The 25,385-nt window shown below is 60.5% G+C and carries 23 protein-coding genes; 14 read left to right on the top strand and 9 right to left on the bottom strand.

Annotation, left to right across the window (positions count from 1 at the left end):
* From ACZ9IL_RS06365 to ACZ9IL_RS06325, 9 genes are all read left to right on the top strand, one after another.
* Complete coding sequence (locus ACZ9IL_RS06365) at positions 1-1,878, top strand: phage tail tape measure protein (RefSeq protein WP_476002749.1); 1,878 nt, start codon at positions 1-3, stop codon at positions 1,876-1,878.
* On the top strand, positions 1,875-2,210 hold the full coding sequence (locus ACZ9IL_RS06360) for a DUF2590 family protein (protein WP_476002748.1): 336 nt from the start codon (positions 1,875-1,877) through the stop codon (positions 2,208-2,210). The genes ACZ9IL_RS06365 and ACZ9IL_RS06360 overlap by 4 nt, the downstream gene beginning before the upstream one ends.
* Positions 2,207-3,394: a baseplate J/gp47 family protein gene (locus ACZ9IL_RS06355; RefSeq protein WP_476002747.1), complete on the top strand. Its 1,188-nt coding sequence runs from the start codon at positions 2,207-2,209 to the stop codon at positions 3,392-3,394. Before ACZ9IL_RS06360 ends, ACZ9IL_RS06355 begins: the two co-directional genes overlap by 4 nt.
* Positions 3,387-3,977: a phage tail protein gene (locus ACZ9IL_RS06350; protein WP_476002746.1), complete on the top strand. Its 591-nt coding sequence runs from the start codon at positions 3,387-3,389 to the stop codon at positions 3,975-3,977. Before ACZ9IL_RS06355 ends, ACZ9IL_RS06350 begins: the two co-directional genes overlap by 8 nt.
* The gene (locus tag ACZ9IL_RS06345) at positions 3,974-6,637 is read left to right on the top strand and encodes a phage tail-collar fiber domain-containing protein (protein ID WP_476002745.1); all 2,664 of its coding nucleotides are present in this window, start codon (positions 3,974-3,976) and stop codon (positions 6,635-6,637) included. The genes ACZ9IL_RS06350 and ACZ9IL_RS06345 overlap by 4 nt, the downstream gene beginning before the upstream one ends.
* Positions 6,634-7,512, top strand: coding sequence for an MCP four helix bundle domain-containing protein (locus ACZ9IL_RS06340; RefSeq protein ID WP_476002744.1), 879 nt, complete (start codon positions 6,634-6,636; stop codon positions 7,510-7,512). The genes ACZ9IL_RS06345 and ACZ9IL_RS06340 overlap by 4 nt, the downstream gene beginning before the upstream one ends.
* Positions 7,509-8,057 (top strand): baseplate complex protein, encoded by a 549-nt coding sequence (locus ACZ9IL_RS06335; protein ID WP_476002743.1) that lies wholly within the window; start codon positions 7,509-7,511, stop codon positions 8,055-8,057. Before ACZ9IL_RS06340 ends, ACZ9IL_RS06335 begins: the two co-directional genes overlap by 4 nt.
* Complete coding sequence (locus ACZ9IL_RS06330; RefSeq protein WP_476002742.1) at positions 8,054-9,670, top strand: hypothetical protein; 1,617 nt, start codon at positions 8,054-8,056, stop codon at positions 9,668-9,670. The genes ACZ9IL_RS06335 and ACZ9IL_RS06330 overlap by 4 nt, the downstream gene beginning before the upstream one ends.
* A 635-nt stretch (positions 9,671-10,305) precedes the next feature.
* Entirely contained in the window at positions 10,306-11,127 is an 822-nt protein-coding gene (locus ACZ9IL_RS06325) for a hypothetical protein (protein ID WP_476002741.1), read from the top strand.
* A gap of 168 nt (positions 11,128-11,295) precedes the next feature.
* Here ACZ9IL_RS06325 and nadS read toward each other — a convergent pair whose 3' ends face one another.
* The 6 genes from nadS to thrS all read right to left on the bottom strand — a co-directional run bounded on the left by nadS (position 11,296) and on the right by thrS (position 15,224).
* A complete protein-coding gene (gene nadS, locus ACZ9IL_RS06320; RefSeq protein ID WP_476002740.1) occupies positions 11,296-11,502 on the bottom strand; it encodes a NadS family protein in 207 nt (68 codons plus the stop codon).
* Position 11,503: 1 nt separating this feature from the next.
* Positions 11,504-11,836 (bottom strand): type II toxin-antitoxin system RelE/ParE family toxin, encoded by a 333-nt coding sequence (locus ACZ9IL_RS06315; protein ID WP_279986724.1) that lies wholly within the window; start codon positions 11,834-11,836, stop codon positions 11,504-11,506.
* 253 nt (positions 11,837-12,089) lie between these two features.
* Positions 12,090-12,446 (bottom strand): 50S ribosomal protein L20, encoded by a 357-nt coding sequence (gene rplT / locus ACZ9IL_RS06310; RefSeq protein WP_005300683.1) that lies wholly within the window; start codon positions 12,444-12,446, stop codon positions 12,090-12,092.
* 14 nt (positions 12,447-12,460) lie between these two features.
* Entirely contained in the window at positions 12,461-12,658 is a 198-nt protein-coding gene (gene rpmI / locus ACZ9IL_RS06305; RefSeq protein ID WP_005315535.1) for a 50S ribosomal protein L35, read from the bottom strand.
* A gap of 85 nt (positions 12,659-12,743) precedes the next feature.
* On the bottom strand, positions 12,744-13,274 hold the full coding sequence (infC, locus tag ACZ9IL_RS06300) for a translation initiation factor IF-3 (RefSeq protein ID WP_476005310.1): 531 nt from the start codon (positions 13,272-13,274) through the stop codon (positions 12,744-12,746).
* A 21-nt stretch (positions 13,275-13,295) separates the two neighbouring features.
* Positions 13,296-15,224, bottom strand: a complete 1,929-nt coding sequence (thrS, locus tag ACZ9IL_RS06295) for a threonine--tRNA ligase (RefSeq protein WP_476002739.1) — start codon at positions 15,222-15,224, stop codon at positions 13,296-13,298.
* Between the two features lie 318 nt (positions 15,225-15,542).
* On the opposite strand from thrS, the gene ACZ9IL_RS06290 reads away from it, so the two are divergent.
* Positions 15,543-15,755: a hypothetical protein gene (locus ACZ9IL_RS06290; protein ID WP_476002738.1), complete on the top strand. Its 213-nt coding sequence runs from the start codon at positions 15,543-15,545 to the stop codon at positions 15,753-15,755.
* A gap of 44 nt (positions 15,756-15,799) precedes the next feature.
* Here the strand turns inward: ACZ9IL_RS06290 and ACZ9IL_RS06285 are convergent, their stop codons facing one another.
* Entirely contained in the window at positions 15,800-16,390 is a 591-nt protein-coding gene (locus tag ACZ9IL_RS06285; RefSeq protein WP_476002737.1) for a tetratricopeptide repeat protein, read from the bottom strand.
* A gap of 172 nt (positions 16,391-16,562) precedes the next feature.
* Here ACZ9IL_RS06285 and ACZ9IL_RS06280 point away from each other — a divergent pair, with 172 nt between their 5' ends.
* Positions 16,563-17,618, top strand: coding sequence for a PA0069 family radical SAM protein (locus ACZ9IL_RS06280; protein ID WP_476002736.1), 1,056 nt, complete (start codon positions 16,563-16,565; stop codon positions 17,616-17,618).
* 13 nt (positions 17,619-17,631) lie between these two features.
* Here the strand turns inward: ACZ9IL_RS06280 and ACZ9IL_RS06275 are convergent, their stop codons facing one another.
* A complete protein-coding gene (locus ACZ9IL_RS06275; protein WP_476005396.1) occupies positions 17,632-17,928 on the bottom strand; it encodes a hypothetical protein in 297 nt (98 codons plus the stop codon).
* 212 nt (positions 17,929-18,140) lie between these two features.
* Positions 18,141-20,912, bottom strand: a complete 2,772-nt coding sequence (gene gyrA / locus ACZ9IL_RS06270) for a DNA topoisomerase (ATP-hydrolyzing) subunit A (protein WP_476002735.1) — start codon at positions 20,910-20,912, stop codon at positions 18,141-18,143.
* Between the two features lie 187 nt (positions 20,913-21,099).
* Here gyrA and ubiG point away from each other — a divergent pair, with 187 nt between their 5' ends.
* The 3 genes from ubiG (at position 21,100) to nrdA (ending at position 25,321) form a co-directional block, all read left to right on the top strand.
* Positions 21,100-21,816, top strand: a complete 717-nt coding sequence (gene ubiG, locus ACZ9IL_RS06265) for a bifunctional 2-polyprenyl-6-hydroxyphenol methylase/3-demethylubiquinol 3-O-methyltransferase UbiG (protein ID WP_476002734.1) — start codon at positions 21,100-21,102, stop codon at positions 21,814-21,816.
* Positions 21,816-22,502: an HAD family hydrolase gene (locus ACZ9IL_RS06260; RefSeq protein ID WP_476002733.1), complete on the top strand. Its 687-nt coding sequence runs from the start codon at positions 21,816-21,818 to the stop codon at positions 22,500-22,502. The genes ubiG and ACZ9IL_RS06260 overlap by 1 nt, the downstream gene beginning before the upstream one ends.
* A 551-nt stretch (positions 22,503-23,053) precedes the next feature.
* A complete protein-coding gene (gene nrdA, locus ACZ9IL_RS06255) occupies positions 23,054-25,321 on the top strand; it encodes a class 1a ribonucleoside-diphosphate reductase subunit alpha (RefSeq protein WP_476002732.1) in 2,268 nt (755 codons plus the stop codon).
* The last annotated feature ends 64 nt before the right edge of the window (positions 25,322-25,385 follow it).

Raw genomic sequence — 25,385 nt, 5'->3', positions numbered from 1 at the left:
ATGGCCTGGATGGAACAACTGATGATGCAGGTGGCGCTGGTTGACGGCGTCACCAAGCCGCTGCTGGGGATCCAGCGGCAGGTCACCGCACTCGGCGATACCGTCGGTCAGGGCTATGAGCAGATGGCCCTGGGCGCCGCGGCCGTGGTCACGGGCGGCCTGGCGATTCAGGCCGTGCTGACCCCGGCCATCGAGATGAAACAGGCGCTGGCCGCCGTGGCCAGCCCCGACATGACCCAGGAGATGCTGGATAGTCTGAGCAGCGCGGCCCTGCAGTTCTCGGTGGACTACGGCCAATCGGCTGTCGGGGTGCTCGAGTACACCGCCGCCATGAAGAAGGCCATGCCGGGGCTGTCGGCGGCCATGCTGGAGAGCGTCACCCAGACCTCGGCCATCCTGGGCACCGCGACCCAGTCCGACGCCGACACCGTCGCCCAGTATTTTCGGATGCTCTACGGCAACTACCAGCAGTCGGCCGACGCCATGGGTCAGCGCGAGTGGGCCGAGCGGGTCGCCGGTCAAACCCATCTGCTGACCCAGCAGTTCGGCGTCTCCATGGACAAGATGATGGGCGCCGTGGAGGGCATGCACTCCCTGCCCTCGACCATGGGGGTCGCCATGGAGGAGCAGCTGGCCATCCTCGCCATGCTGCAGACCCGCATGGGCGACGGGGATGCGGTCACCCAGTTCACCGCCCTGCTGGAAGGTGCTACCACCGCCCAGGAGAAACTCGGGGTCGCCATGGTGGACAGCCAGGGCAACCTGCTGCCCATCCAGCAGATCTTGAAAAACATTCAGCCCCTCATCGACCAAATGGGCGGCGCCGAGGCCTGGGCCCTGCTCGATGAAGCGGGGCTGGGCGATGGCGCCCTGCTGCTGCAACAGCTCATCGGCAACGCCGAGACCCTGGACAAGACACTGGCCAGCCTCAAGGGGGTGAACGGCATCGATGCGCTCAGCGACAAACTCAAGGGCACCGTCTCCCAGTGGGAGCGCTTGACCAATGCCTGGTACGCCATCCGCGCCGCCGCCTTCTCGTCGGTGCTGCCCGCCATCGAGGCGGTGGTCGGGATGTTCGCCGACGGTGCCGCCGTGGTGGTGCGCTGGACCCAGCTTTTCCCCAACCTCACCAAGGCGGTCAGCACCGCGCTACTGGCCATCGTGGGGCTAGCCATCGCCACCGGCGCCTGGGTACTACTCACCACGCTGGGCACCCTGGTGGCCAAGGGCTGGGCTATCGCGCTGATGTTGCTCAAGATGCCCATCATTGTGCTCAGCGGCCTACTCAAAACCTTTCGCGCCATCATGCTGGCGGTCAACCTCGCCATGTACGCCAACCCGGCCATGTTGATTGCCATCGCCATCGGGGTGGTACTGGTCGGGGCGATCGCCCTCGCGATCTATTACTGGGATGAAATCAAAGCCACCCTGGCTGACTGGGGCGTGTTCGAGGGACTGGAGAAGGTGATCACCAACCTCAGCGCAAGCTGGCAGACCTTCACCGCCTTCCTGAGTGACCTCTCGCCCTTTGAGCTGCTGGGCGATGCAGTTGGCTGGCTTATCGATCAGCTCAACCAGATCCCGGGCGTCAGTATCGAGTGGGACGGTTTCACCGACCTGCCCACGGCACCCGCGATCAGCGCCCAGCTTAGCAACGAGCAGATCACCGCGCCCCTCGCCCGCTACCGCCAGGGCGAACCCGCCGCTATTCCCGCCGGCGGGCTCGGCCAGCAGTTGGTGCAGGCCAACGCCCGCGCCACGGCCGCCGCCCAGCCCCCAGGCAAGCGCATGCAGATCGGCGAAGTGCATAACCACTTCCAGAACCCCATGACCCCGCAAATGCTGGCTGAAAACCTCTGGCTGGAGACGCCCGGATGAGTGAACAGAACGCATCGCAGAACTATGTCGACCTCCTGGTCGAGAACGGCGCCTGGGTACTCGATGCCGGCAGTCAGCCGCGTATGACTGCCGATCGCCACAGCATCGGCCAGGACATCCAGCACCGGCTGATGGAGTCGGGGCTCGCCAGCAAGCTTATCGGCGAGCGCAGCGCCACCCTGCGCGCCGACGTGATGACCGAGATCGAACTGCAGGTGGAAAGCGATGTGCGCCTTGTCCCTGGTACCATCAACGTCTTCGAGGAGGCGCCGGGCCGCATCCTGGTGAGCGCCATGACCTACGAATACGGCCTTGTGGAGACCCCCTTATGAGCCAACGCCCCCACGTCGATTTTCTGCCCCTGCTGGCTTCAGCCGGCGTCCCCACCACAAGCGATGCGATGGAGGCCGAGCTGAAGGCCCAGACCGAGGCCGCCGGCTCGTTGATTTCCAACAACGCCGACGTCTCCCCGTTCTGGCGCCTGGTGCGCAGCGTTGTCATCACCCCGGCCATGTGGCTCATCGAGACGCTGCTGGCCACCCATGTGCTGCCGGCCACCTTCGCCGCCACGGCCACCGCCACCTATCTCGATCTCAAGGCCTGGGACGTGAACCTCAGCCGCAAGCCGGCCACCGCCACCCAGGGGGTGATCGAGTATGTGAAGGCCGACCCCACCGCCGAGGTGCTGATCCCGGCCCGGGTCTGGGTCAGTACCGAAGCCATCAACGGCACCCTCTACCGGGTCAAACCCACCCAGGATGTGCTGAGCCCGGCCGGCGAGGCGGTGGCGCGGGTGATCTGCGCCGCCGAGCAGCCTGGCACGGCCTGGAACCTGGCCCCGGGTTACTACTGCCTGCTCTCCGAGCCCATCGAGGGCGTGCTGTCGGCCAGTAACCCAATCGACTGGATCACCGCCCCGGGCGCCGACCAGGAAGAGGACGACGCCCTTGGCCTGCGCATCCAGAACCAGTTCTCCACCACTGGCCACTACCACATCGACGCCGTCTATCGCGGCATGCTGGCGAGCGCCGCCGGGGTGCGCGCCGATCACATCTTCTTTGAGCACGATGGCCCCCGTGGTCCCGGGACCGCGAATGCCTACGTGCTGATGGAAGTGGGCCAGACCCCGACCACCCTGCTCGATCAGCTCAACGACTACGTGGGCCGCCAGGGCTACCACGGCCACGGCGACGACCTCTTTGTGATGGCTCTACCGGAAACCCAGCACGATATCCACCTCGCGCTCTGGCCAGTGGCCAATCTCACCGACGAGGAAAAGGCGGCCCTGGTCACCACCACCGAGCAGATGATCCGCGCCGCCTTTCGAGAATCAGCCGACTACCCCGAGGTGACCCGCACCTGGCCCAGCGCCCGCTTCTCGTTCTCCCAGCTGGGCCACGAGATCCACGCCGCCCTGGGGGCTCAACTGCTCAGCCTGCAATTTACCGAGACCGACATCCTGAGCGCCCTCGCCATCCCGCGCCTGCAATCCGTGGAGGTGACGATCCATGAGTAACCCCCACGACGAACAGGCGCCGCCCCTGCCCGCCTGCGCCCCGCCTTGGTGGGAGGATGGCGAAACCCTGACCGCCACCCTCAAGGAGCCCGCCTTCCTCTCGCGCGGCATCATGGCCTTCTGGCAGAAGGTCCGGGGCTGGCTGCTGATCTCCCTGGGAGCCGTCGACCCGCTCACCTGCAGCAAAGAGCTGCTGGATCTCATCGCCTGGGAGCGGGATATCAAGCGGTTCAATGGCGAGCCGCTCGAGCTCTACCGCAAGCGGGTCAAGTACGCCTTCGTCAACGCCCAGGACGCCGGCGAGGTGGCCGGCTTCAAGCGCATCTTTGAGCGCCTCGGCATCGGCTGGTGCGAGATCCACGAGCGGGTCGAGGGGGCGGACTGGGACGTTGTCATCATCGAGGTGACTGACAGCGCGCTCTCCAACAACCAGGCGCTGATGCAGACCCTGATCCAGCACTACGGCCGCACCTGCCGCCGCTACCGCTTCCAGGTGGTCTACCCGGTCAAGGCCGTGTTGCACCACGCCCGTATCGACATGAACCAAGAGGTGTTTGCCGCCTCACTCAAGGGAACTTCATGAGCCAAGTCATCACCGATGCCTTCTCCAGTTACTGGCAGCAATGCCTCGTCGAGCAGACCCCGGTCGTGCTCGATGAGTTCGTGCTAGCCCACATCCCCGGGCTCGATCCGGACGCCCCCATCGATCCCGCCAGCGGCTTGCCGCCGGCCGACCAGATCGTGCATCGCCACGCGGTCGACCAGCGCGGTCGCATCAACAACGACGCGGTGGCCTACTCCATCGTGATGGACACCACGGTCGGGGATTTCACCTTCAACGCCATGTACCTCATCAACACCGAACTGAACCTGGTCGGGATGTGCGTGCACAAGGGCGAGGAGACCAAACTCGCAACCGACCCGGGCAGCGGCCAGACCGGCAACTCCCTGGTCAAATCCATGCTGATGGAGTACGACCGCGCCGCCGAGGCGAGCCAGACGGTGATCGACGCCAGCACCTGGCAAATTGACTACGCCGCCCGACTGCGCGGCATGGACGAGGACCTGCGCCGCCAGGCCATGGGCACCTTCGGCCACGCCGCGTTCTACGGCGATGGCTTCAAGCTGGTGAACGATGCAGGGCTCTATAAGATGCAGCCTGGCCAGGGCTATGTGGGTGGGCTGCTGGTTGAACTCACCAGCGAGCAGGAGGTGACCCCCAGCGCCAAACCGGTGGGCCTCTGGCTCGACGTGCATCGCGCCGGCTCCCTGCTGAGCCCCTGGGTCAACCAGGTGATCCTGACGCTCAGCACCGCAGATCTGGTCGATTACGTGGATGCCAACGGCTATCCGCACTTTGTCACCCGGCTGGCCACCATCAACGCGGACGACAGCGTTACCGACACCCGGGCCAGGCGCACCCTGACCCTCACCGGTGACGTCACCGGCCAGGCGTCCTTCAACGGCCCCGACAGCCTCGAGCTCGTGGTGACCGTCAAGGACAACAGCCATGGCCACACCATCGGGAATGTGACAGGGCTGCAGGAAGCGTTGGATGAGATGCTTCCCATTGAGTCTTACAACCCTCGGGCAGACGCAATGAACAATGAAGGGGGGACCGTTGGCCAATTCATCGGCGACCTGAACACCCTGACGATGGGCACTTACGTCCTTGCCAAGGGGGCAGGCTCGACCAACTACCCCGACGCGACTGCCGGATACATGTATGTGGAGACCCGGAGCATCTATAGCGCAGATGCGCTGCTGCAAGTTGCCTGGCCCTACGAGGCGGACAGCGCTGTATGGTTTCGGAACTATTCCACCAACACCGACAGCTGGTTGCCGTGGGTCAAGATCTACGACACGGGACATAAACCCACCGCTGCCGACGTCGGTGCCATGCCCAAATCGGGTGGTGCATTCGACGCAGGCGCAAAGGTTACCTTCTCGGGGAGTCTCAATGGCCCAAACGACGTTGCTTTGGATATGGGCAATCAGTCCATCGGTGGGGTACATGGCATCACCTTCTCTGACTCTTCAGGGGATGCTAGTGAGGGGATTTTGTGGCCCAAGACGGGGATCACCAGTGCGGACCCCGACTTGGCAGACTATGACAGTTTTCGGGTCATCGACGGGGTGGTGTATATCAATGCCAACAAGCTCTACCACCAGGCATTCAAGCAACCCGGCACCATAGGCTCTTCCACTGAGATGGGTGCCAATGTTGACTTGGACACCATGATGACTCCAGGCGTATGGCATCAGAGTGCTAATGCTGAGGCATCAACAGATCTGCATTACCCTGAGGCTTCTGCGGGCTCACTGGTTATCTATGCTGCTGCGGGGATCGTGCAGGAGTACCGTGTTTACAACTCTTCTCGCGTCTGGATCCGGGCGCAATACGGCTCAAGTGCCTGGACCGCCTGGGCCAAGCAGTACAACACCCAGAACAAGCCTACCGCCGCAGACGTTGGTGCCTCTCCAGTCGGTCACACGCACACAGCTGCTGATGCGGGCGCCCTGCCTGTGCAGACGTTCAACCACATTTCGCACCCGCCGATCCGGGTGACCTACACCAATACGACAGGGCTGCCGATGCTGGTGACATGTAATACGACGGGCCTTGGCTATAACACCAACGCCCTCGTCGGCATGTACGTTGAGTTAACTGGTGGAACAATACCGGTTAACTTGAGCATCAAGAAAGATTCGTCTGGTGAATATGACGACCTGCAACAAGGGTCTGGTGCATGCATGGTTCCGCCAGGCATAGCCTTTACCGTCCATGCCCATGATGCCATCCTCGGCTATTGCACGGCATATGCCTATACGGCGTTCTTCGCCACTGGCATGAGGCTATATATCGACCCAACCACGTTCGACGATGACGGCGTTATCCGTGCATTCGCCTCCGACGAAGAGCGCGACGAATGGGCGCCAGCTTGCTCGGTTGAAGTGCCGGCGATCCCCGATGGGTGGTCGCATGAGCGCCACGCACTGATTGATGGTGCTTGGGTTATCCGTCCTGAATGGCTGGCGATGGTGGAAGTGAAAGAGGTCGAGGGCCGTCGCGCGCGCATGATGGCCAACGCCGCCGCACAAACCCGGCATTTCGACATGATGGGCGAGCTTTCCCAGGCCTCTGCCTGGCGCAGCCACTACCAACAACTCTACGCGCTCGAGCAGGCACCCGGCTGGCCTCTGGTTGAACAGTGGCCCACCGCGCCGGAGCTGGCGGCATGAGCTGGGCCAGTGCAGCCATCGCACTGCCTGCCGCCCTGACCAGTATTCGCCAGCAGGCTGAGACCATCACCAGTCAGATCCCGGGCGTCCTGGCCGAGGCGACCGGCCGGCTAGCGGCCCTGGCCGAACGGGCTCAGTACCGCCGCCACCCCCTGAGCACTGAGGCCGACGCCCTGCTAGGGTTGCGCGCCGAGCTGGATGTCCTGCTCGCCACCGGCCGCCAGCTGGCAGTCACCCCCTTTATGCACGGGATCGGACAGCAGTTGGATGGGCAATGGACGCTCTCCGCCGACACTGCGGTCAAGGCGCTGGCCACCAAGCTGCGCGACGGCGCCGACCCGCTGCAGCCCACAGGCGACTTGCATGCCGTCGGCTGGCTGGTCACCGGCAACCACCCCACCGAGCTGGCCAATGCCCTGGCCGCGCTCTGCCCCTGGCTGCCGTTGCCCGCCTGGTGCGCCACCTTGCGCCGCCTGCAGGCGAGCCAGGACACCATGACCCTGCCGAGCACGCCCAGGACTCCCCATTGGACGCCAGATGAGCCGCTTTGCTGGGATCCGCTGCGCGCGGGGCGCCACCTGGTCGGCGCCGAGCTCGCCCAGTTGGAGAGCCTGGCCGCTGACCAAGCCACGCCCATCGAGCGTTTGAGCCAGCTGGCAGCCCGTCGGCAGGCCCGGCTGGATGAGCTGGCACAACGCCTGGACGACCTGGCCAAGCTGCAGGGCCAGCTCTGGTGCTGGCACGGTCAGGGCAGCGTGGAGAGCCTGGCAGCCCAGTTGGAGCAATCCGGCCCGCCGGGAGCACAGAGCCAGAGCGTCGGCGCCCTGCTGCTCTCCCCCACCCCGCTCACCTTCTGGCAGGAGCTGACACCATGAGCACTACCATGCTGACCCTGGACGGCGAGCCCATCGCCCTGCAGTCGATGCGCATCACCGCCGGCATGCAGTTCATGGACGCCGACCAGTCGGGCCAGACCAGCGCAACCAGCACCTCTGAGCAAGGCGCCAAGGCCAAGGAGCTGGACGTCACCGGCCTTATCGCCTTCAAGGACGAGACACAGCTGGCGCGCCTGTTCGAGCTGGCCGATGCCAAGGGCGATGGCGGCCAGCGCCACCTCTACCGGGTTGGCAGCCTCTTGGCCAAGAGTATCAAGGTGCGCCAGGCCAAATTTGCCGGCCGCATCAGCGCCACCGAGCAGGAGGGGCTGCTCGCCTGGCACATCCAGTTCACCCTGCGCGAGCACAACTCGGTACCGGAGCAACGTGAACAGCGCAAGGCCTCGCCCCCGCCCACCGTGGGTCAAGGCACCGACAACACCAGCTCGACCGGCGCCGCGGGCACCACCACCGAGAGCGGCGCCCCGGACCTGACCACCTTTGAGAAATACGTGCTCAAACCGATGGATGACTTCTTCGCATGAAACTGAGTACCCGGGCCGCCGCCAGCGGCCAACCCGTTCACCTGGTCGACCATGACATCGTGCTGGATCTCTCTGCCGGTGGGCGTGCCGCCCTTACCATCAAGGGAGACGTCAGCAAGAAGCAGGTCATCACTGTCGATCTCGGTTACAACGGCGATCTGCGCCGCTACTTCACCGGCTACGCCTACAACGTGACCCCGGCCGAGAACGGCAGCCACCGAGTGCTGTGCCGGGAGCTCGCCGGCGTGCTCGGCAGCCGCTTCCCGATCAGCCAGCAACACGCCACCCTGCGCGGCCTGCTAACCTGGCTCAGCGAGCAGAGCGGCCTGGCCTTCTTGTTACCCGACGGGGCCGACTACACCGATCGCCCCATTCCCAACTTCGCCAGCTCAGGCACCGGCTATCAGCTGCTGGCCCACGCGGGACGCGCCTTCGCCATCCCCGACTTTTGCTGGTATCAGCAGCCCGACGGCGCCGTCTTTGTGGGCAGCTACGCCCATAGCCGCTGGCATGGCAAGGATATGCCCATCTCCCCCGCCTGGTCGGCCAAGCAGTCGGGCGACACCCTGACCATGGCCCCGGTACCGCCCCTGCGCCCGGGAGCCACTCTCAACGGCCAGCGCGTGACCCGGGTGCGCCTCACTGGCGACGAGATGAGCCTGACCCTGGCCACCCCGGGCAAGATGGTGAAATCCCCCCAGCGTAGCGCCGTGGAGCACGAGTTTCCGGAGCTGGCCGACCAGTTGCATCTGCCCAAGTTTGGGCGGGTCGAGGCCATCAGCGACCAGGCGCACGCCGGCCAGCACAACGATCCCTTCCGCCCCCGCTATGCGGTGGACGTGCAACTGCTCGGTGAAGATGGCCAGCCTGATGAGGCCACCCCACTCTATCGGGCGGTGCCGCTGCCAGTGATCATGGGGGGCCCGGAGCAGGGGCTGCTGCAGTACCCGCTACCCGGCACCCTGGTCGAGTTGGGGTTTGCCTTTGGTCGTGCCGACCGGCCCTTCATCCGCACCGTGCTCGGTACCGGCTGGCCACTGCCGGACATCGCCCCGGGCGAGCAGCTCCAGCAGCAGAGGGCCGAGGTACTCGCACGTACCGATGCAGTGGGCAACCAGACCCGCACCACGGACCGCGACCAGTTCGACGGCGCCCTGCGCATGCACCGCCAGGCTGACGACTACCTTGGGGAGTTTGGCCAGCACCGCTTGCGAATAGGACAGCACAGCATCGAGGAGGTAGGCGGCCTCAAGCGCATCGAGGCGCTGGGTGCCATCGAGCTGCTGGCCGGTGATGACGTGATGCTGGGGAGTCTTGGCAACATGAGTCAGACCACAGCCGGGGATCTAGTCGAGGTGGTGGGACAGCTGCGCCGGACCGTTGCCGGCGAACTGCAGCACCTGGAGGCGCCCCTTTCGTGGATGGGCACGGACAGCGTGAACATCTTCCAGCTACTGCTGCAACTGATGAGCGTGGTGGAGCAGTTGGCCAACACCTCCGCCACCCACACCCACCCGGATAGGAACCAGCCCCCAAACCAGGGGGATGCCTTCAGTCAGCAAGCTCAGCAGGCCCAAGTCCTCAGCGAGCAGCTCACCCCCATCATCGAGTGACCCACCAAGCAAAGAAGGCCCCACACTGTGGGGCCTTCTTCTATCTGCCTGATAGCGTCTGAGCATGGCCAGGGAAAGGCGCCGCATGGATAGACGCCATCAGGCAGACCGGCATCATACGTGAAGCCTGGGCGCGCTCACAGCCCCTCCCAGCGCATGGCAGCAATGCCCACGGACTGAGCCGCGCCACGGAATCCGCGCTCTTCCGCTCCCGCCTGCGGACTCTGTGAGTAAAAATTTTGCAAAAGCTGGATACCGCAGAACCAATACGCCAAGCCGCGCCAGCCCTAGGATCTCAGGAGAGGATCAGGATCTGAAAGGATCGAAAGAAGTTACAGTGAATTACAGTTTGAGGGATTCCAAATAGCGACAGCATGATAGTAACTAATTGAATTACATGGGGATAGTGTGCTTTTCGTGGCTATTGGAATGATCTGGCAGGATCTGTGCGGCTGCTCCTGAATGACTGAAAGGCTTTTTTTTCATACGGTTAGATGGTGATTACTATGATCTGGAAACTGAAAAATTGAAAGCTCGCGTCATGCACCCCAACTGCTGATACACATTTTCATCCGCTATAGGAACGGTACAATAATGGATATGTTTGAAGCTTATAATATCTTGCGTAGGGATACATGAAGAAGAAAAAAGAGATCAACTGGGAGCGGTGGCGCTGGTTACGACAACACCTCAAACAGGCACGAAAGTCACCAAATCCAGAAGAGCCCCAAGCCAAGATAGCCACATTCCTGACGACAGTATTTGCAGCAATCCCGATCATCACAGCTGGCATCTATTTATCCGGAATGGCATATCATTTTGGCGAATGCCTAGTTGATGGACTGGATATTTTTGAGTTTCCGTGGCCTACGGATCTAAATCTCGCCTGGGGATACATGCAATGGCTGGACGCAGGTAATACCTATCTCAAGCCGGTGTTTTGGGGCATCGTTACCATAATCATCATCATCGTCATTTTATTCTTTTGTGTCGGCCTGCGGATCAGATGGGCATGGTATTGTCATCGCTTATGCTCAATACCTCTTCCAAGGACAAAGAAATTCTTACGTAGAAGAGCACAGGTGCCAACACCAAGGCTCTTTATCTTCTTTCTCTGGTTGAAAATAGTCTACGACCGATTTGCCATTTTGATCATACCGGCCATGCTCGTTCTCTTACCCGCATACTTTAGTTTCAATGAAGGTACTAGCTCTGCCCAAGCAAGGGCACAAAGACTAGAGAATGGCCAATTAACGACAGAGGATGCCAAAGCACAATCACCTCGGCTTGGCGAGACGTCACACATCCGTTTGATATGCAACAGTGTTCATTGCGCCTATCGGCTAAAAGGGGGGCAAGTCCGGCTTGTGCGTCACGATCAGGTTGAGCAAGTGACGTGGATGGCCCCCAAAGACACTTCAGATAACTCGTCAAAAGAAAACAGCACAGAGAAATAACACTGCTCAAAAGAATGGTGCTTATCTACACAATCCAAAAAAGAAGGCTCCAAAATATGGAGCCTTCTTTTTGCCGTTTTGTGTAAAGGTCAGTGAGCCGCCAACTCACGAAACAGGTCTGGCTTATCCTGGATAAGCCCCAACACTTTCGCCGCCAAACCGGTGGGGTTACGGCGCCGGGTTTCCCAGCTTTTGACCGTATCCACACTCCGTTCCCAGTGCTTGGGCAAACTCCTGTTGCGATACCTTGAGGGCCAGGCGGATGGCCTTAACGTCAGCGACCTCGTATTTGGTCCGTGCAGCAGGCTCTACGCGACCCTGCTTGATCTCGACAGCCTCTTCGAGGGAAGCCTTCAGTTCGTCAAACATGTTCATATCAAACCTCCCCTTTCAGTAACGTGGTCAATTTCTTCAGCTCTGCCTTTTCTGCAGCAGTGAGGCTCTCTTTCTCACTCTTCGCATACGCCAGTACCAGGTAAACCGTCTCTACAGTTGCCAAGAAGTAGATCACCCTAGCACTGCCGCTTTTCCCTTGCTGGCCTGTTGCCATGCGAACTTTTCGCAAGCCACCAGTACCTTGGATCAAGTCGCCTTTTTCTGGCTGGGCAATCAGCTCGACTTGCAGTGCTCTGAGCTCATCGTCTGTCGCTAAGGCTTTTATCTGTCTAGTGAAGATAGACGTCTCAATAAATTCAATCGCGTGACTCACGCATCACTCACTCTGAGCATTCATCATGGTGTACATAGTACACATCACGAGTCAGCGAGGCAACATGGCCATTCTGGCTGTGCCACACCCCTGCCGCCAATGCGTCCACTAAGCTCTCAGGCTCCGATGGCATCGAGCCAAAAAAATGGGGCAATATGTGGACACTAAAAACAAAAAATCCATATAAAACAGCTAGTTACGGATACAAAAAAGGAGGCCTGAGCCTCCTTTTATCTTTCATAACAGAACCGGATTAAACCAGTGCTGCTTTGGCCTTTTCAACCAGGGCGGTGAAAGCCAGTTTGTCGTGAACGGCGATATCGGACAGGATCTTGCGATCGATCTCGATAGAAGCCTTCTTCAGACCGTTGATCAGACGGCTGTAGGACAGACCGTTCTGACGGGCAGCTGCGTTGATACGCGCGATCCACAGTTGACGGAACTGACGTTTCTTCTGACGACGGTCACGGTAGGCATACTGACCGGCTTTGGTTACCGCTTGTACCGCTACGCGGTAGACACGGGAACGGGCGCCGTAGTAACCCTTGGCGGCTTTCATTACTTTCTTGTGACGAGCGCGAGCAGTCACACCACGTTTAACTCTTGGCATTTTTCACATCCCCCTTATGCGTACGGCAGACAAGCGACAACACGTTTGTGGTCGGCAGCAGAAACCATGAACTTCGGCCCCAGCTTACGCTTACGCTTACTGCTCTTCTTGGTCAGGATGTGACGCAGGTGGTTGTGCTTGCACTTGAAGCGACCTGAGCCAGTCTTCTTGAAGCGCTTTGCGGCGCCCCGGTTGGTTTTCATCTTCGGCATTTCATACTCCGCATTGTGAGTGACAACAAAATCGCAAGGCGAACCGACTCATGGGACATGCCCATGAGTCAATTTCTTGTGGGCCTTAAGATTTCTTCTTAGGTGCGAGGACCATCACAGCTTGACGGCCTTCGACTTTCGGGAACGACTCCACTACGGCCAACTCTTCCAGATCGTTTTTGACACGCTCCAGGACCTTGATACCAAGCTCCTGGTGGGCCATTTCACGACCACGGAAGCGCAGGGTGACCTTAGCCTTGTCCCCGTCTTCCAGAAAGCGAACCAGGTTGCGTAGTTTTACCTGATAGTCGCCTTCGTCAGTACCAGGACGGAATTTGATTTCCTTGACCTGGACGACTTTCTGCTTTTTCTTCTGTTCTTTGGTGGTCTTGCTCTTTTCGTAGAGGAATTTGCCGTAATCCATGATCCGGCAAACGGGCGGCTCAGCGTTAGGACTGATCTCGACCAGATCCACTCCAGCCTCAAGGGCCAAGTTCAGAGCATCTTGAATGGTGGTGATGCCAATGGCCTCACCATCCAGACCGGTCAGACGAACTTCTTTCAGACGGATCTCTTCATTGATCCGGTGAGCGCGGGCTTGCGGTTGCTTGCCCAGTTTTTTTCCGCCTTTTATAGCTTATTCCTCCACTTTCTTTTGTCCGCGGGTCTGAACTTCCTGGGTCAACAGAGCGATTAGCTCTTCAACAGGATAAGTGCCCAGGTCAGCCCCTTTACGAGTCCGTACTGCAATCTTGCCGGCTTCAACTTCTTTATCGCCGCAGACCAGCATGAAAGGAACTCGTTTCAAAGTATGCTCGCGGATTTTAAAGCCAATCTTCTCATTTCTCAAGTCCGCTTTTGCGCGAAGTCCCGCATCATTCAATGCTTTGGCAACTTTCACCGCATAATCGGCCTGATTATCCGTGATATTCATGACCACGGCCTGAGTCGGTGCCAACCAGGTCGGGAATAGCCCGGCGTACTCTTCGGTCAGAATACCGATGAAACGCTCGAGAGAGCCCAGAATGGCGCGGTGGATCATAACGGGCACATGGCGCTCGTTGTCCTCACCCACATAAGTAGCGCCCAGACGACCTGGCAAAGCAAAATCGAGCTGCACGGTACCACACTGCCACGCACGATCAAGACAATCGTGCAGGGTGAATTCGATCTTGGGACCGTAGAAGGCCCCCTCACCCGGCTGCAGATCGTACTTCAGACCGTTCAGCACCAGGGCTTCGGCCAGGGCGGCCTCGGCGCGATCCCAGGCCTCATCGGAGCCGATACGCTGCTCTGGACGAGTGGACAGCTTGACCACTATGTTCTCGAAACCAAAGGTGCCGTAGACGTCGTAGACCATACGGATACAGGCGGACACCTCTTCCATGATCTGCGCTTCGGTACAGAAGATGTGAGCGTCATCCTGGGTAAAGCCGCGCACCCGCATCAGACCGTGCAGGGATCCAGACGGCTCGTTACGATGGCAGGAGCCGAACTCGGCCATGCGCAGCGGCAGATCGCGGTAGGACTTGAGGCCCTGATTGAAGATCTGCACGTGACCCGGGCAGTTCATCGGCTTGATGGCGTACTCGCGATTCTCGGACTGGGTGGTGAACATGCCTTGGGCATATTTATCCCAGTGACCTGAACGCTCCCACAGCACGCGATCCATCATGGAGGGGCCTTTCACCTCCTGATAGTCATACTCGCGCAGCTTGGTACGCATGAAGGCTTCCAGCTCACGGAAGATGGTCCAGCCATCGTTGTGCCAGAACACCATGCCGGGCGCTTCTTCCTGCATGTGATACAGGTCGAGCTGCTTGCCAATCTTGCGGTGATCGCGCTTGGCGGCCTCTTCGAGACGCTGCAGATAGGCCTTGAGCTGTTTCTTGTCGGCCCAGGCAGTCCCGTAGATGCGCTGCAGCATCTTGTTGTTGGAGTCGCCGCGCCAGTAAGCGCCGGACATCTTCTGCAACTTGAAGTGGTGGCAGTGACGCATGTTCGGCACGTGCGGGCCGCGACACATGTCGACGTACTCTTCGTGATGATACAGACCAGGCTGGTCATCACGGGCAATGTTCTGATCCAGGATCTCGACCTTGTAAGTCTCGCCACGGGCTTCGAACACGTCGCGTGCTTCCTGCCAGGAGACCTTCTTCTTGATGACGTCGTAATCCTTGGCGGCCAGCGCCAGCATGCGCTCTTCCAGGGCAGCCAGATCCTCGTCAGTCAGGGGGCGATCGAGATCGACGTCATAGTAGAAACCGTTGTCGATGACCGGACCTATGGCCATCTTGGTCTGCGGCCAGAGCTGCTTGATGGCATGGCCCAGCAGGTGAGCACAGGAGTGGCGCAGGATATCCAGACCGTCTTCGTCTTTGGCGGTGATGATGGCCAGGGAGGCGTCGGCTTCGATCAGCTCGCAGGCATCCACCAGTTCACCGTTTACCCGACCGGCAATGCACGCCTTGGCGAGGCCCGGACCTATGTCCGCGGCGACGTCCATGACAGAAACGGCGTGGGCAAATTGACGTTGACTGCCGTCAGGCAGAGTAATGATTGGCATCAGGTGTTTCCTTGTACAGTGGTGACCCCTACCAAAGGCCACATGCAGATTGAAAGAGTCCTCGAATGTCCGGCCATTCACCCCGCTGTTTCACCGTTCACAATACGGTTTGTACAGAGGAATGAGGCGCACGCTGAGTACCGTGCGAGGCTTTTATTCACAGGAACAGTGAGGATTGTATCAGACGTCACGACTCAGACAAGTTGCCAGGGCGATTTTGCGTACCGTCACGGCCGTGCTTTGCCTCTGCTGACGCAGCGGTAATGGCCAGCGGGTGCTAGGTTTCGAGATAGGCGTCCGTTTGAGAGGAAGATGAAGATGTACAGCTATGAGATTTCGTTTCCGGAGCATGCGGAGAAGATCATCCATCCGGATCACGTGTTGACGACCCACTGTCCCGTCCATCTTGGCGAGCTGGTGATCCTGAGCGACGGCAGCAAGCGCGAGGTCTGCAGCATAGTGCACAGCAGCGAACGCAGCACCCTCTATGTCACCGACGTCAGCCCTGGCAAGGTGACCGCCAGTGCCTGAAGCAGCAGATAATCCATAAGAAGAGTTGGGCCGGCCACGAAAGGCTAGCCCTCTCCCAGCAGCGACTGGCCGTTGAAGTCGAAGCTGCTGCTCCCCTCCTCGGCAAGCGCCAGCTCCTGCAACACCCTCAGCGCCAGCTTGTTGCCCTTCTGGGAGGCCTGATAGAGCCACTGTTTCGCCTGCGCCATGTCAACCCGGCCGTTGGCTCCCATCAGGTGCAGTACCCCCACCTTCAACATGGCGGGCACGTCCCCGTTGCGGGCGGCCAGCTCCATCCAGTGAAAGGCCGCGCGCAAATCCCGTGGCACCCCGACTCCGCGCAGATAAAGGTCGGCCAGCCGATATTGACCGAAGGCATCCCCCGCCTCGGCGGAACGACGATAGAGCGCGGTCGCCTGCGCCAGATCCTGCTCGCTCCCCTGCCCCAGCTCGTGACTCCAGCCCATCAGCGCCTGTGCACGGGGAAGCCCCCGCTCCGCCAGCGGCAGCCAGATGTGGGTCGCCTGCTCGAAGTGGCCGATGCGCCAGGCCCGGTTGGCCGATGCCAACTCCTGCTCGGTGGAGAGTGGGACCAGGCGCCAGATGACCAGGCCGATCACTCCGATAAACAACCAGCGTGAGGTAGTGGGCTTCATGTTGATTTCCGTGATCCAGTTCGCATTTCGTCTATGTAAACGAAATGTAGCAACAGATCAAGCGGGAGATTCATTTGCGATGCAGTTTTACCTAAGGTGAACGGTCGGACTTGCAGTTTGCCGAGACCCTCGCCACAATAACTGTATATATAAACAGTATTGGTACGGTGAGATGGCAGGACGAGGCAGCAGTTACAATGTCGAGCACCGCTTCAGTGGCCCCCAGATCGAGGCCGTCGACGATGGCTGGCAAGCGCAGGAGTGGGAAACCGCGTTTCAACCGCAGGCGCCTCAAACACAAGTGCGCGAGATAGAGGCCAGGAGCATCATCAGCCACAACCTCTCGCCGGACGTGCCCTTCGGCCGTTCAATCAACCCCTACCAGGGCTGCGAGCATGGCTGCATCTACTGCTACGCCAGGCCCAGCCACGCCTATCTGGAGCTCTCCCCCGGCCTCGATTTCGAGACCAAGCTGTTTGCCAAGCTCAATGCCGCCACGCTGCTGCGGCGGGAATTTGCCAAGCCAAGCTATCAGCCGCAGACCATAGTGCTCGGCGCCAACACCGATCCCTACCAACCCATAGAGCACCATTACCGCCTCACCCGCGCACTGCTGGAGGTGATGCTGGCCCATCGCCACCCGGTGGGGATCATCACCAAGAGCGCCATGATATTGCGGGATGTGGATCTGCTGGCCGAGTTGGCCAAAGAGGGACTCTGTCAGGTGATGGTGTCGGTCACCACCCTCAACGAGACACTCAGGCGGCAACTGGAGCCTCGCGCCAGTACCGGCGCCGGGCGATTAAAGGTCATCGAGAAGCTGGCACAGGCGGGAGTGCCGGTCGGCGTGCTGGCCGCCCCCATGATCCCGCGCCTGAACGAGCCCGAGCTCGAGCAGATCATCAAGTCGGCGGTCGAGGCCGGCGCCGGTTGCGCCGACTACATACTGCTGCGGCTGCCCCACGAGCTGACCACCCTGTTTTGCGACTGGCTGGATGAGCATTATCTCGGCCAGAAGGAGGCCATCCTGAACCAGCTGCGGGCAAGCCGGGGCGGCGCTCTCAACAGCCCGGCCTTCGGCACCCGCATGCGGGGAGAAGGTCAGTTTGCGGATCTGCTCGCCCAGCGTTTTCGACTGATCAGCAAGCGCCTGCAACTGGGCAAGCGCCACATTCAACTGAACCTGACCAGCTTCATTCGCCCCAACGAACAACTGCGGCTGTTCTGAGGGCAGCCGCCGCTCAGCCTCTGGGCCGCGCCGGGTAAGGACGCGCAGGTTTCACCTGTGCAATCAACTCCGCCGGCAGCCGCGATGGCTCATGAGCGACCTCCTCTTCATCGGCAAAGGCGGCCTTGGCCTCTGCTCCCCACATCCGGCTCCACCAGATCTCCCACATTATCCAGCTGGTCATGGCGTTCTCCTCTTGGACGATATCGATGGGCTTGCCGAGTTCGCCGTTGGCGCTCGACAGTGGCAGCTTGCAGCGCGCCTGTGACAGCGAGATGACGGCGGGATGACCCCTTGATGAAGCCGACATCCCCTGTCAGTGCCGACCCTGCCAGCCAGCCGCCACGAAAGTGAACACAACAGAACAAAATTCCACATAATGAATACTTAACGACATGTATAAGCAGTAAAATTGGAAATGGCAGCGACTCAAGGAAGTAACATCGTCGGGATGGCAACGAAAACAGCGCAATAAAAAGAGCGACCCTGGGGCCGCTCTTTTTCATGGAGGTAGACGTGCGATTATTCGTCGCTCGCCGCACCCTCTTCACCGGCGTCGGCGTCGGTCGCGCCGGCATCCGGCGCGGTATCCGCACCTTCAACCTGCTCGCCGTCGATGGCCACGACGTCATTCTCTTCCTCGTCGCTCTCGGCGATGCGCTGCAGGCCGACCACGGTCTCGTCTTCACCGGTACGGATCAGACGGACACCGCCGGTGTTGCGACCGATGATGCTCACTTCGCTCACGCGAGTACGCACCAGGGTACCACCGTTGGTGATCAGCATGATCTGGTCGGTATCCTCGACCTGGATCGCATCGATCACCTTGCCGTTGCGGTCATCCACCTTGATGGAGATGACGCCCTGGGTACCGCGACTCTTGGTCGGGTACTCGTCAAGGGCGGTGCGCTTGCCGTAACCGTTCTCGGTGGCGGTGAGGATGGCACCGGCCCCACGGGGGACGATGAGGGAGACCACCTTGTTGCCACTCGGCAGACGGATGCCGCGTACCCCGGCGGCGGTACGACCCATGGGACGCACGCCCTTGAAGGTGCCCTTGCTCTCGGTGCTGTCGGCGCCTTCGGCGTTGTCGCTGCCGTCATCATCGTTGCCGGCGTCGTCATCGCTCTCGACGTCATCGCTGGCATCCGCGTCCGCGCGGCCGCTGCCTTCGGCGAAGCGAACCACCTTGCCCGCATCGGAGAACAGCATGATCTCGTTGCTGCCGTCGGTGATGTCCACCCCGATCAGCTCATCGCCCTCTTTGAGGTTGATGGCGCGAATACCGGAGGAGAGCGGACGGCTGAACGCAGACAGGCTGGTCTTCTTCACGGTACCGTCGGCGGTGGCGAAGAACACGTACTTGTCATCGCTGTACTCGTTCACCGGCAGGATGGCGGTGATGCGCTCACCCTCTTCCAGCGGCAACAGGTTGATGATCGGACGGCCACGGGCGCCACGGGACGCCTCCGGCAGCTGATACACCTCAAGCCAGTAGACCTTGCCACGGGTGGAGAAGCACAGGATGGTGTCGTGGGTGTTGGCCACCAACAGACGCTCCACGAAGTCCTCTTCCTTGATCCGGGTGGCCGATTTGCCCTTGCCGCCACGACGCTGCGCCTCGTAGTCGGTCAGCGGCTGGTACTTCACATAGCCCTGGTGAGACAAGGTCACGACCACGTCTTCCGGAGTGATCAGATCCTTGGTATTGAGCTCGACGTTGGAGAAGTTGATCTCGGTGCGACGGGCGTCGCCATACTGCTCGCGCACGGCCAGCAGCTCATCGCGGATCACTTCCATCAGCCGTTCCGGGCTGGCCAGGATGAACAGCAGCTCGGCGATCAGATCCAGCAGAGATTGGTACTCTTCCAGGATCTTCTCGTGCTCGAGGCCGGTCAGCTTGTGCAGACGCAGGTCGAGGATGGCCTGGGCCTGCTGCTCGGTCAGGAAGTATTGGCCTTCACGGATGCCGAACTGTGGCTCCAGCCACTCGGGACGAGCCGCGTCGTCGCCGGCTTTTTCCAGCATGCCAGCCACGTTGCCGAGCTCCCAGCCTTTCGCCACAAGCTTGGCCTTGGCGTCTGCCGGGGTGTCGGAGTGCCGGATCAGATCGATGATGGGATCGATGTTGGCCAGCGCGACCGCCAGGCCTTCCAGGATGTGCGCCCGATCCCGCGCCTTGCGCAGTTCGAACACGGTCCGGCGGGTCACTACCTCACGGCGGTGCAGCAGGAAGGCATCCAGGATCTCTTTGAGGTTCATCACCTTGGGCTGATTGTTATCGAGCGCCACCATGTTGATGCCGAACGTGGTCTGCATCTGGGTGTGCTTGTAGAGATTGTTCAGCACAATCTCGCCGGACTCGCCGCGCTTGATCTCGATAACGATGCGCATGCCGTCTTTATCAGACTCATCGCGCAGGGCACTGATGCCCTCGACCTTTTTCTCTTTGACCAGCTCGGCGATCTTCTCGATCAACCGTGCCTTGTTCACCTGATAGGGCAGCTCGTGAACGATGATGGTCTCGCGACTGGTCTTGTCGTCCACTTCCACTTCGGCCTTGGCACGCACATAGATGGAGCCACGACCGGTACGGTACGCCTGCACGATGCCGGAGCGACCGTTGATGATGGCGCCGGTGGGGAAGTCAGGGCCGCTGATATAGGTCATCAGCTCATCGATGGTGAGATTGCCATTCTCGATCAACGCCAGACAGCCGTTGACGATCTCGGTGAGGTTGTGAGGCGGAATGTTGGTCGCCATGCCCACCGCGATACCGGAAGAGCCGTTGACCAGCAGGTTGGGCACTTTGGTGGGCATGACGGCCGGGATCATCTCGGTGCCGTCATAGTTCGGCACCCAGTCCACGGTCTCTTTGTCCAGATCGGCCAGCAGCTCGTGGGAGATGCGGGCCATCCGCACTTCGGTGTAACGCATGGCGGCGGCGCTGTCGCCGTCGACCGAACCGAAGTTGCCCTGACCGTCGACCAGCATGTAACGCATGGAGAAATCCTGCGCCATACGGACGATGGTGTCATACACGGCGCTGTCGCCGTGCGGGTGATATTTACCGATTACGTCACCGACCACACGGGCCGATTTTTTATAGGGCTTGTTCCAGTCGTTCCCCAACTCGTTCATAGCAAACAGAACGCGGCGGTGAACCGGTTTCAAGCCATCACGCACATCCGGCAGAGCTCGTCCTACGATCACGCTCATGGCGTAATCCAGATAGGAACTCTTGAGCTCTTCTTCGATGTTGATCGGCGTGATCTCTCTGGCCAGATCGCTCATAGAAAGCCTTAATCCCTAATTAGTTGTTCTTTGTCTTAAACAGCGCGCAATAGTAACACAACGCACGACATACCTTAAGCCACAAATCGGGCTGGTTTGCATAAGTCCGTTCGTTATAATGCCCGCCAGGACAATAGATTGCGCGCCTGTCACCAGGCTTGTGCGCCCTGCCACAGGATCCACGAAAATGAATAGTGATGCCAATGTCGATCTGACAGAAATCGCCAAATTTGAAGCCATTGCCTCCCGCTGGTGGGACATGGAAGGTGAGTTCAAGCCGCTGCACCAGATAAATCCGGTGCGCCTTGACTGGATCACCGACCAGAGCGGCGGCCTGTTTGGTAAACGCATCCTCGACATCGGCTGCGGTGGCGGCATCCTCTCCGAGAGCATGGCGCGCCGTGGCGCCAGGGTCACCGGCATCGACATGGGCAAGGAGCCGCTTGGCGTCGCCCGCCTCCACGCCCTGGAGGCCGGGGTCGAGCTCGACTATCAGCAGATGACCGCCGAGCAGCATGCCAGCGAGGCGCCGGGTCAATATGATGTGGTGACCTGCATGGAGATGCTCGAGCACGTGCCGGATCCGGCCTCGGTGCTGCGTGCCATCGCCACCCTGGTACGCCCGGGCGGCAAGGTGTTCGTCTCCACCATCAACCGCAACCCCAAGGCCTATCTGATGATGATCCTGGGCGCCGAGCATCTGCTGAAGATGGTCCCCAAAGGGACCCACGATCACAACAAGTTCATCACCCCGGCCGAGCTGTGCCGCATGGGGGAAGCCGCGGGCCTGCTGGTGCGGGACATGAGCGGGGTGCATTACGCGCCGCTTGCCAACCGCTTCAAGCTCGGTGCCAACGTCGACGTCAACTACATGGTGGCCTTCGTGCGCCCGGAGCAAGGCTGATGAGCACCACCGCCAAGGCGCCCCTGCGCTGCGTGCTGTTCGACTTGGACGGCACCCTGCTCGACACGGCCCCGGACTTGGGCGCCGCCGTCAATCATGTGCTGGTGAGCGAAGGCTTCGCGCCACTCTCTGACGACATCATCCGCCAGACCACCTCCCACGGGGCACTGGGGTTGCTCAGGGCCGGTCTGGGTGACGAACTGCTGGAGGAGCTGGGGGCCGGTCGCCTGCGCAGCGCCCTGCTCGATCACTACGCGGCCAACCTCTGTGTCGGCACCCGTCCCTATGAGGGCATGCTTAACCTTATCGAGTGGCTGGACGAACGCGCCCTGCCCTGGGGCATCGTCACCAACAAGCCGGGCTTCTTGACCGAGCCCCTGCTGGCCGCCCTGCCGGCGCTCGCCAACTGCGGCGTGACGGTCAGTGCCGACACCCTGCCGGTGCGCAAACCTGATCCCGCCCCCATGCATTTTGCCTGCGAGCAGCTCGGCGTGGCGGCGGCTCACTGCCTCTATGTCGGCGATCATGTGCGCGACATCGAGGCCGGCCGCAACGCCGGCATGCGCACCGCGGTGGCGGGCTGGGGTTATCTGCACGACGACGAGGATCCCGCCGACTGGGGCGCGGACTTGCAGTTCGACACCGTGCAGGCGCTGCATCACTGGCTGCGCTACGAGCTCGGCTGAGCGAGCCGCCCACCAGACCGGCAATGATGATGGATGTGACGGGCAACTTATCTCGCCATCCATCGTTCACCTGCCCGATGCGACATGCGGCGGATGACGCCGAACACGGAAGGAGGGAGCCGCTACCGGCTCCCTTTTCATTGCCATGGAGTCAGCGCTTGCGGCCTGTTCGGACAGCTTTTGACCCAAGCTGCACAAGGGATAACCAGCCTGAATTTGCTAGTAAAAACGTCCCGTTTTCGCAAGCAAAAAAAGTTATTTAAATTTTCCATGTTAGATCATCGGACTTGCATTTAGCGGAGCGGACGCATGAAAACCCACTCACTGTGAGCGTCCACTAACATCCGTCATGACACCCACAATTTATCCACAGCAATCAGGTTATCCACACGTTGCAATGCGGGGACGACCTCACTATCTTGTAGTTCGAAATCAAAATAACACTATATCTTGTGATTCATCGCGCAGTACGCCCCTAGCAGTTGCCAAGATTGGCCCGCCGGGAGCGTGGCGCGATGGTTTTTCGGGAATCAACTAAAGGTCATCAGCCAATGAACTTGTTTGTGACGAAGCGTAACGGCCACAAAGAACCCATCGATCTGGATAAAATTCACCGCGTGCTCGACTGGGCCGCCGAGAAGCTCGACAACGTGTCGGTCTCCCAGGTGGAGCTCAAGTCCCACATCCAGTTCTATGACGGTATCCGTACCGCCGACATCCACGAAACCGTCATCAAGGCTGCCGCCGATCTGATTTCCGAACAGAGCCCGGATTACCAGTACATGGCCGCCCGCCTGGCCATCTTCCACCTGCGCAAGAAGGCTTATGGCCAGTTCGAGCCGCCCCACCTCTACCAGCACGTCGCCCGTCTGGTGGACATGGGCAAGTACGACAAGCACCTGCTGACCGACTACACCCAGGCCGAATTCGAGGAGCTCAACGGCTACCTGGATCACTGGCGTGACATGGACTTCTCCTACGCGGCGGTCAAGCAGCTGGAAGGCAAGTACCTGGTGCAGAACCGGGTCACCGGTGAAATTTACGAGAGCCCGCAGTTCCTCTACATCCTGGTGGCGGCCTGCCTGTTCTCCAAGTATCCGAAAAATACTCGTCTGGACTACATCAAGCGCTTCTACGATGCGGTCTCGACCTTCAAGATCTCCCTGCCCACCCCGATCATGAGCGGCGTGCGCACCCCGACCCGTCAGTTCAGTTCCTGCGTGCTGATCGAGTGCGATGACAGCCTGGATTCCATCAACGCCACTGCCAGCGCCATCGTGCGTTACGTCTCCCAACGTGCCGGCATCGGCATCAATGCCGGTCGCATCCGTGGTCTTGGCAGCCCCATTCGTGGCGGCGAAGCCTTCCACACCGGCTGCATCCCCTTCTACAAATACTTCCAGACCGCGGTCAAATGCTGCTCCCAGGGCGGCGTGCGCGGCGGGGCGGCCACCCTGTTCTACCCGCTGTGGCACACCGAGGTGGAGAGCCTGCTGGTGCTCAAGAACAACCGCGGCGTGGAAGAGAACCGGGTCCGTCACATGGACTACGGGGTGCAGATCAACAAGCTGATGTACCAGCGCCTGATCAAGGGCGGCGACATCACCCTGTTCTCCCCCTCCGACGCGCCGGGTCTGTACGACGCCTTCTTCGCGGATCAGGACAAGTTCGAGCAGCTCTACGTCAAGTACGAGCAGGATCCGGCCATTCGCAAGAAAACCATCAAGGCGGTCGATCTCTTCTCCCTGATGATGCAGGAGCGCGCCGGTACCGGTCGTATCTACATCCAGAACGTGGATCACTGCAACACCCACAGCCCGTTCGATCCGAGCGTGGCGCCGGTGCGCCAGTCCAACCTCTGCCTCGAGATCGCGCTGCCGACCAAGCCGCTCAACAACGTGGATGATGAGGAAGGCGAAATCGCCCTGTGCACCCTGTCGGCCTTCAACCTCGGCGCCATCGAGAAGCTCGAAGATCTCGAAGAGATGGCGGATCTCGCCGTGCGCGCCCTGGATGCCCTGCTCGACTATCAGGACTATCCGCTCAAGGCCGCGATGAAGGGCAGCATGAACCGCCGCACCCTGGGGATAGGCGTCATCAACTACGCCTACTACCTGGCCAAGAACGGTGCCCGCTACTCCGACGGCTCCGGTCTGGCGCTGACCCATCGCACCTTCGAGGCGATCCAGTACTATCTGCTGAAGGCCTCGGTGCAGCTGGCCCGCGAGTTTGGCCCCTGCCCGGCCTTCAACGAGACCACCTATGCTCAGGGCATTCTGCCCATCGATACCTATAAGAAGGATCTCGATGTGCTGTGCAACGAGCCGCTGCACCTGGACTGGGAATCCTTGCGTGAAGAGATCAAAACCGTGGGTCTGCGCAACTCCACCCTGACCGCCCTGATGCCGAGCGAGACCTCCAGCCAGATCTCCAACGCCACCAACGGCATCGAGCCGCCGCGCGGTCTGGTGTCGGTCAAGGCCTCCAAGGACGGTATCCTCAAGCAGGTGGTGCCCGAGTATCACCGCCTGAAGGATCAGTACGAACTGCTGTGGAAGCAGCCGAGCGTCGATGGTTACCTGCAACTGGTCGGGGTGATGCAGAAGTTTGTGGATCAGGCGATCTCCGCCAACACCAACTATGATCCCGCCCGTTTCGAAGGCAACAAGGTACCGATGAAGCAGCTGCTCAAGGATCTGCTGACCGCCTACAAATACGGCCTCAAGACCCTGTACTATCACAACACCCGTGATGGTGCGGACGATGCCCAGACCGATCTGCAAGACGACGGTTGCGCCGGCGGCGCCTGCAAAATCTGATGAACCGGGCGGGAGCGACAAGCTCCCGCCCTCCTGTTTCCTCTCATTCAAGATATCGACATCA

Source organism: Aeromonas sp. TECH754 (assembly GCF_056279295.1).
The sequence above is the reverse complement of the archived record's forward strand: the minus strand, read 5'-3'. Positions and strand labels throughout refer to the sequence as shown.

What these genes read in the sequence shown, in the direction of transcription:
- ACZ9IL_RS06290 (WP_476002738.1), top strand. Translation starts at nt 15,543, where the DNA reads ATGTACAGCTATGAGATTTCGTTTCCGGAGCATGCGGAGAAGATCATC.
- ACZ9IL_RS06340 (WP_476002744.1), top strand. Translation starts at nt 6,634, where the DNA reads ATGAGCTGGGCCAGTGCAGCCATCGCACTGCCTGCCGCCCTGACCAGT.
- ACZ9IL_RS06260 (WP_476002733.1), top strand. Translation starts at nt 21,816, where the DNA reads ATGAGCACCACCGCCAAGGCGCCCCTGCGCTGCGTGCTGTTCGACTTG.
- ACZ9IL_RS06275 (WP_476005396.1), bottom strand. Translation starts at nt 17,928, where the DNA reads ATGTCGGCTTCATCAAGGGGTCATCCCGCCGTCATCTCGCTGTCACAG.
- gyrA (WP_476002735.1), bottom strand. Translation starts at nt 20,912, where the DNA reads ATGAGCGATCTGGCCAGAGAGATCACGCCGATCAACATCGAAGAAGAG.
- thrS (WP_476002739.1), bottom strand. Translation starts at nt 15,224, where the DNA reads ATGCCAATCATTACTCTGCCTGACGGCAGTCAACGTCAATTTGCCCAC.
- ACZ9IL_RS06355 (WP_476002747.1), top strand. Translation starts at nt 2,207, where the DNA reads ATGAGCCAACGCCCCCACGTCGATTTTCTGCCCCTGCTGGCTTCAGCC.
- ACZ9IL_RS06335 (WP_476002743.1), top strand. Translation starts at nt 7,509, where the DNA reads ATGAGCACTACCATGCTGACCCTGGACGGCGAGCCCATCGCCCTGCAG.
- ACZ9IL_RS06345 (WP_476002745.1), top strand. Translation starts at nt 3,974, where the DNA reads ATGAGCCAAGTCATCACCGATGCCTTCTCCAGTTACTGGCAGCAATGC.
- ACZ9IL_RS06350 (WP_476002746.1), top strand. Translation starts at nt 3,387, where the DNA reads ATGAGTAACCCCCACGACGAACAGGCGCCGCCCCTGCCCGCCTGCGCC.
- rpmI (WP_005315535.1), bottom strand. Translation starts at nt 12,658, where the DNA reads ATGCCGAAGATGAAAACCAACCGGGGCGCCGCAAAGCGCTTCAAGAAG.
- ACZ9IL_RS06285 (WP_476002737.1), bottom strand. Translation starts at nt 16,390, where the DNA reads ATGAAGCCCACTACCTCACGCTGGTTGTTTATCGGAGTGATCGGCCTG.
- nrdA (WP_476002732.1), top strand. Translation starts at nt 23,054, where the DNA reads ATGAACTTGTTTGTGACGAAGCGTAACGGCCACAAAGAACCCATCGAT.
- ACZ9IL_RS06365 (WP_476002749.1), top strand. Translation starts at nt 1, where the DNA reads ATGGCCTGGATGGAACAACTGATGATGCAGGTGGCGCTGGTTGACGGC.
- ACZ9IL_RS06330 (WP_476002742.1), top strand. Translation starts at nt 8,054, where the DNA reads ATGAAACTGAGTACCCGGGCCGCCGCCAGCGGCCAACCCGTTCACCTG.
- ubiG (WP_476002734.1), top strand. Translation starts at nt 21,100, where the DNA reads ATGAATAGTGATGCCAATGTCGATCTGACAGAAATCGCCAAATTTGAA.
- rplT (WP_005300683.1), bottom strand. Translation starts at nt 12,446, where the DNA reads ATGCCAAGAGTTAAACGTGGTGTGACTGCTCGCGCTCGTCACAAGAAA.
- ACZ9IL_RS06360 (WP_476002748.1), top strand. Translation starts at nt 1,875, where the DNA reads ATGAGTGAACAGAACGCATCGCAGAACTATGTCGACCTCCTGGTCGAG.
- nadS (WP_476002740.1), bottom strand. Translation starts at nt 11,502, where the DNA reads ATGAACATGTTTGACGAACTGAAGGCTTCCCTCGAAGAGGCTGTCGAG.
- ACZ9IL_RS06280 (WP_476002736.1), top strand. Translation starts at nt 16,563, where the DNA reads ATGGCAGGACGAGGCAGCAGTTACAATGTCGAGCACCGCTTCAGTGGC.
- ACZ9IL_RS06325 (WP_476002741.1), top strand. Translation starts at nt 10,306, where the DNA reads ATGAAGAAGAAAAAAGAGATCAACTGGGAGCGGTGGCGCTGGTTACGA.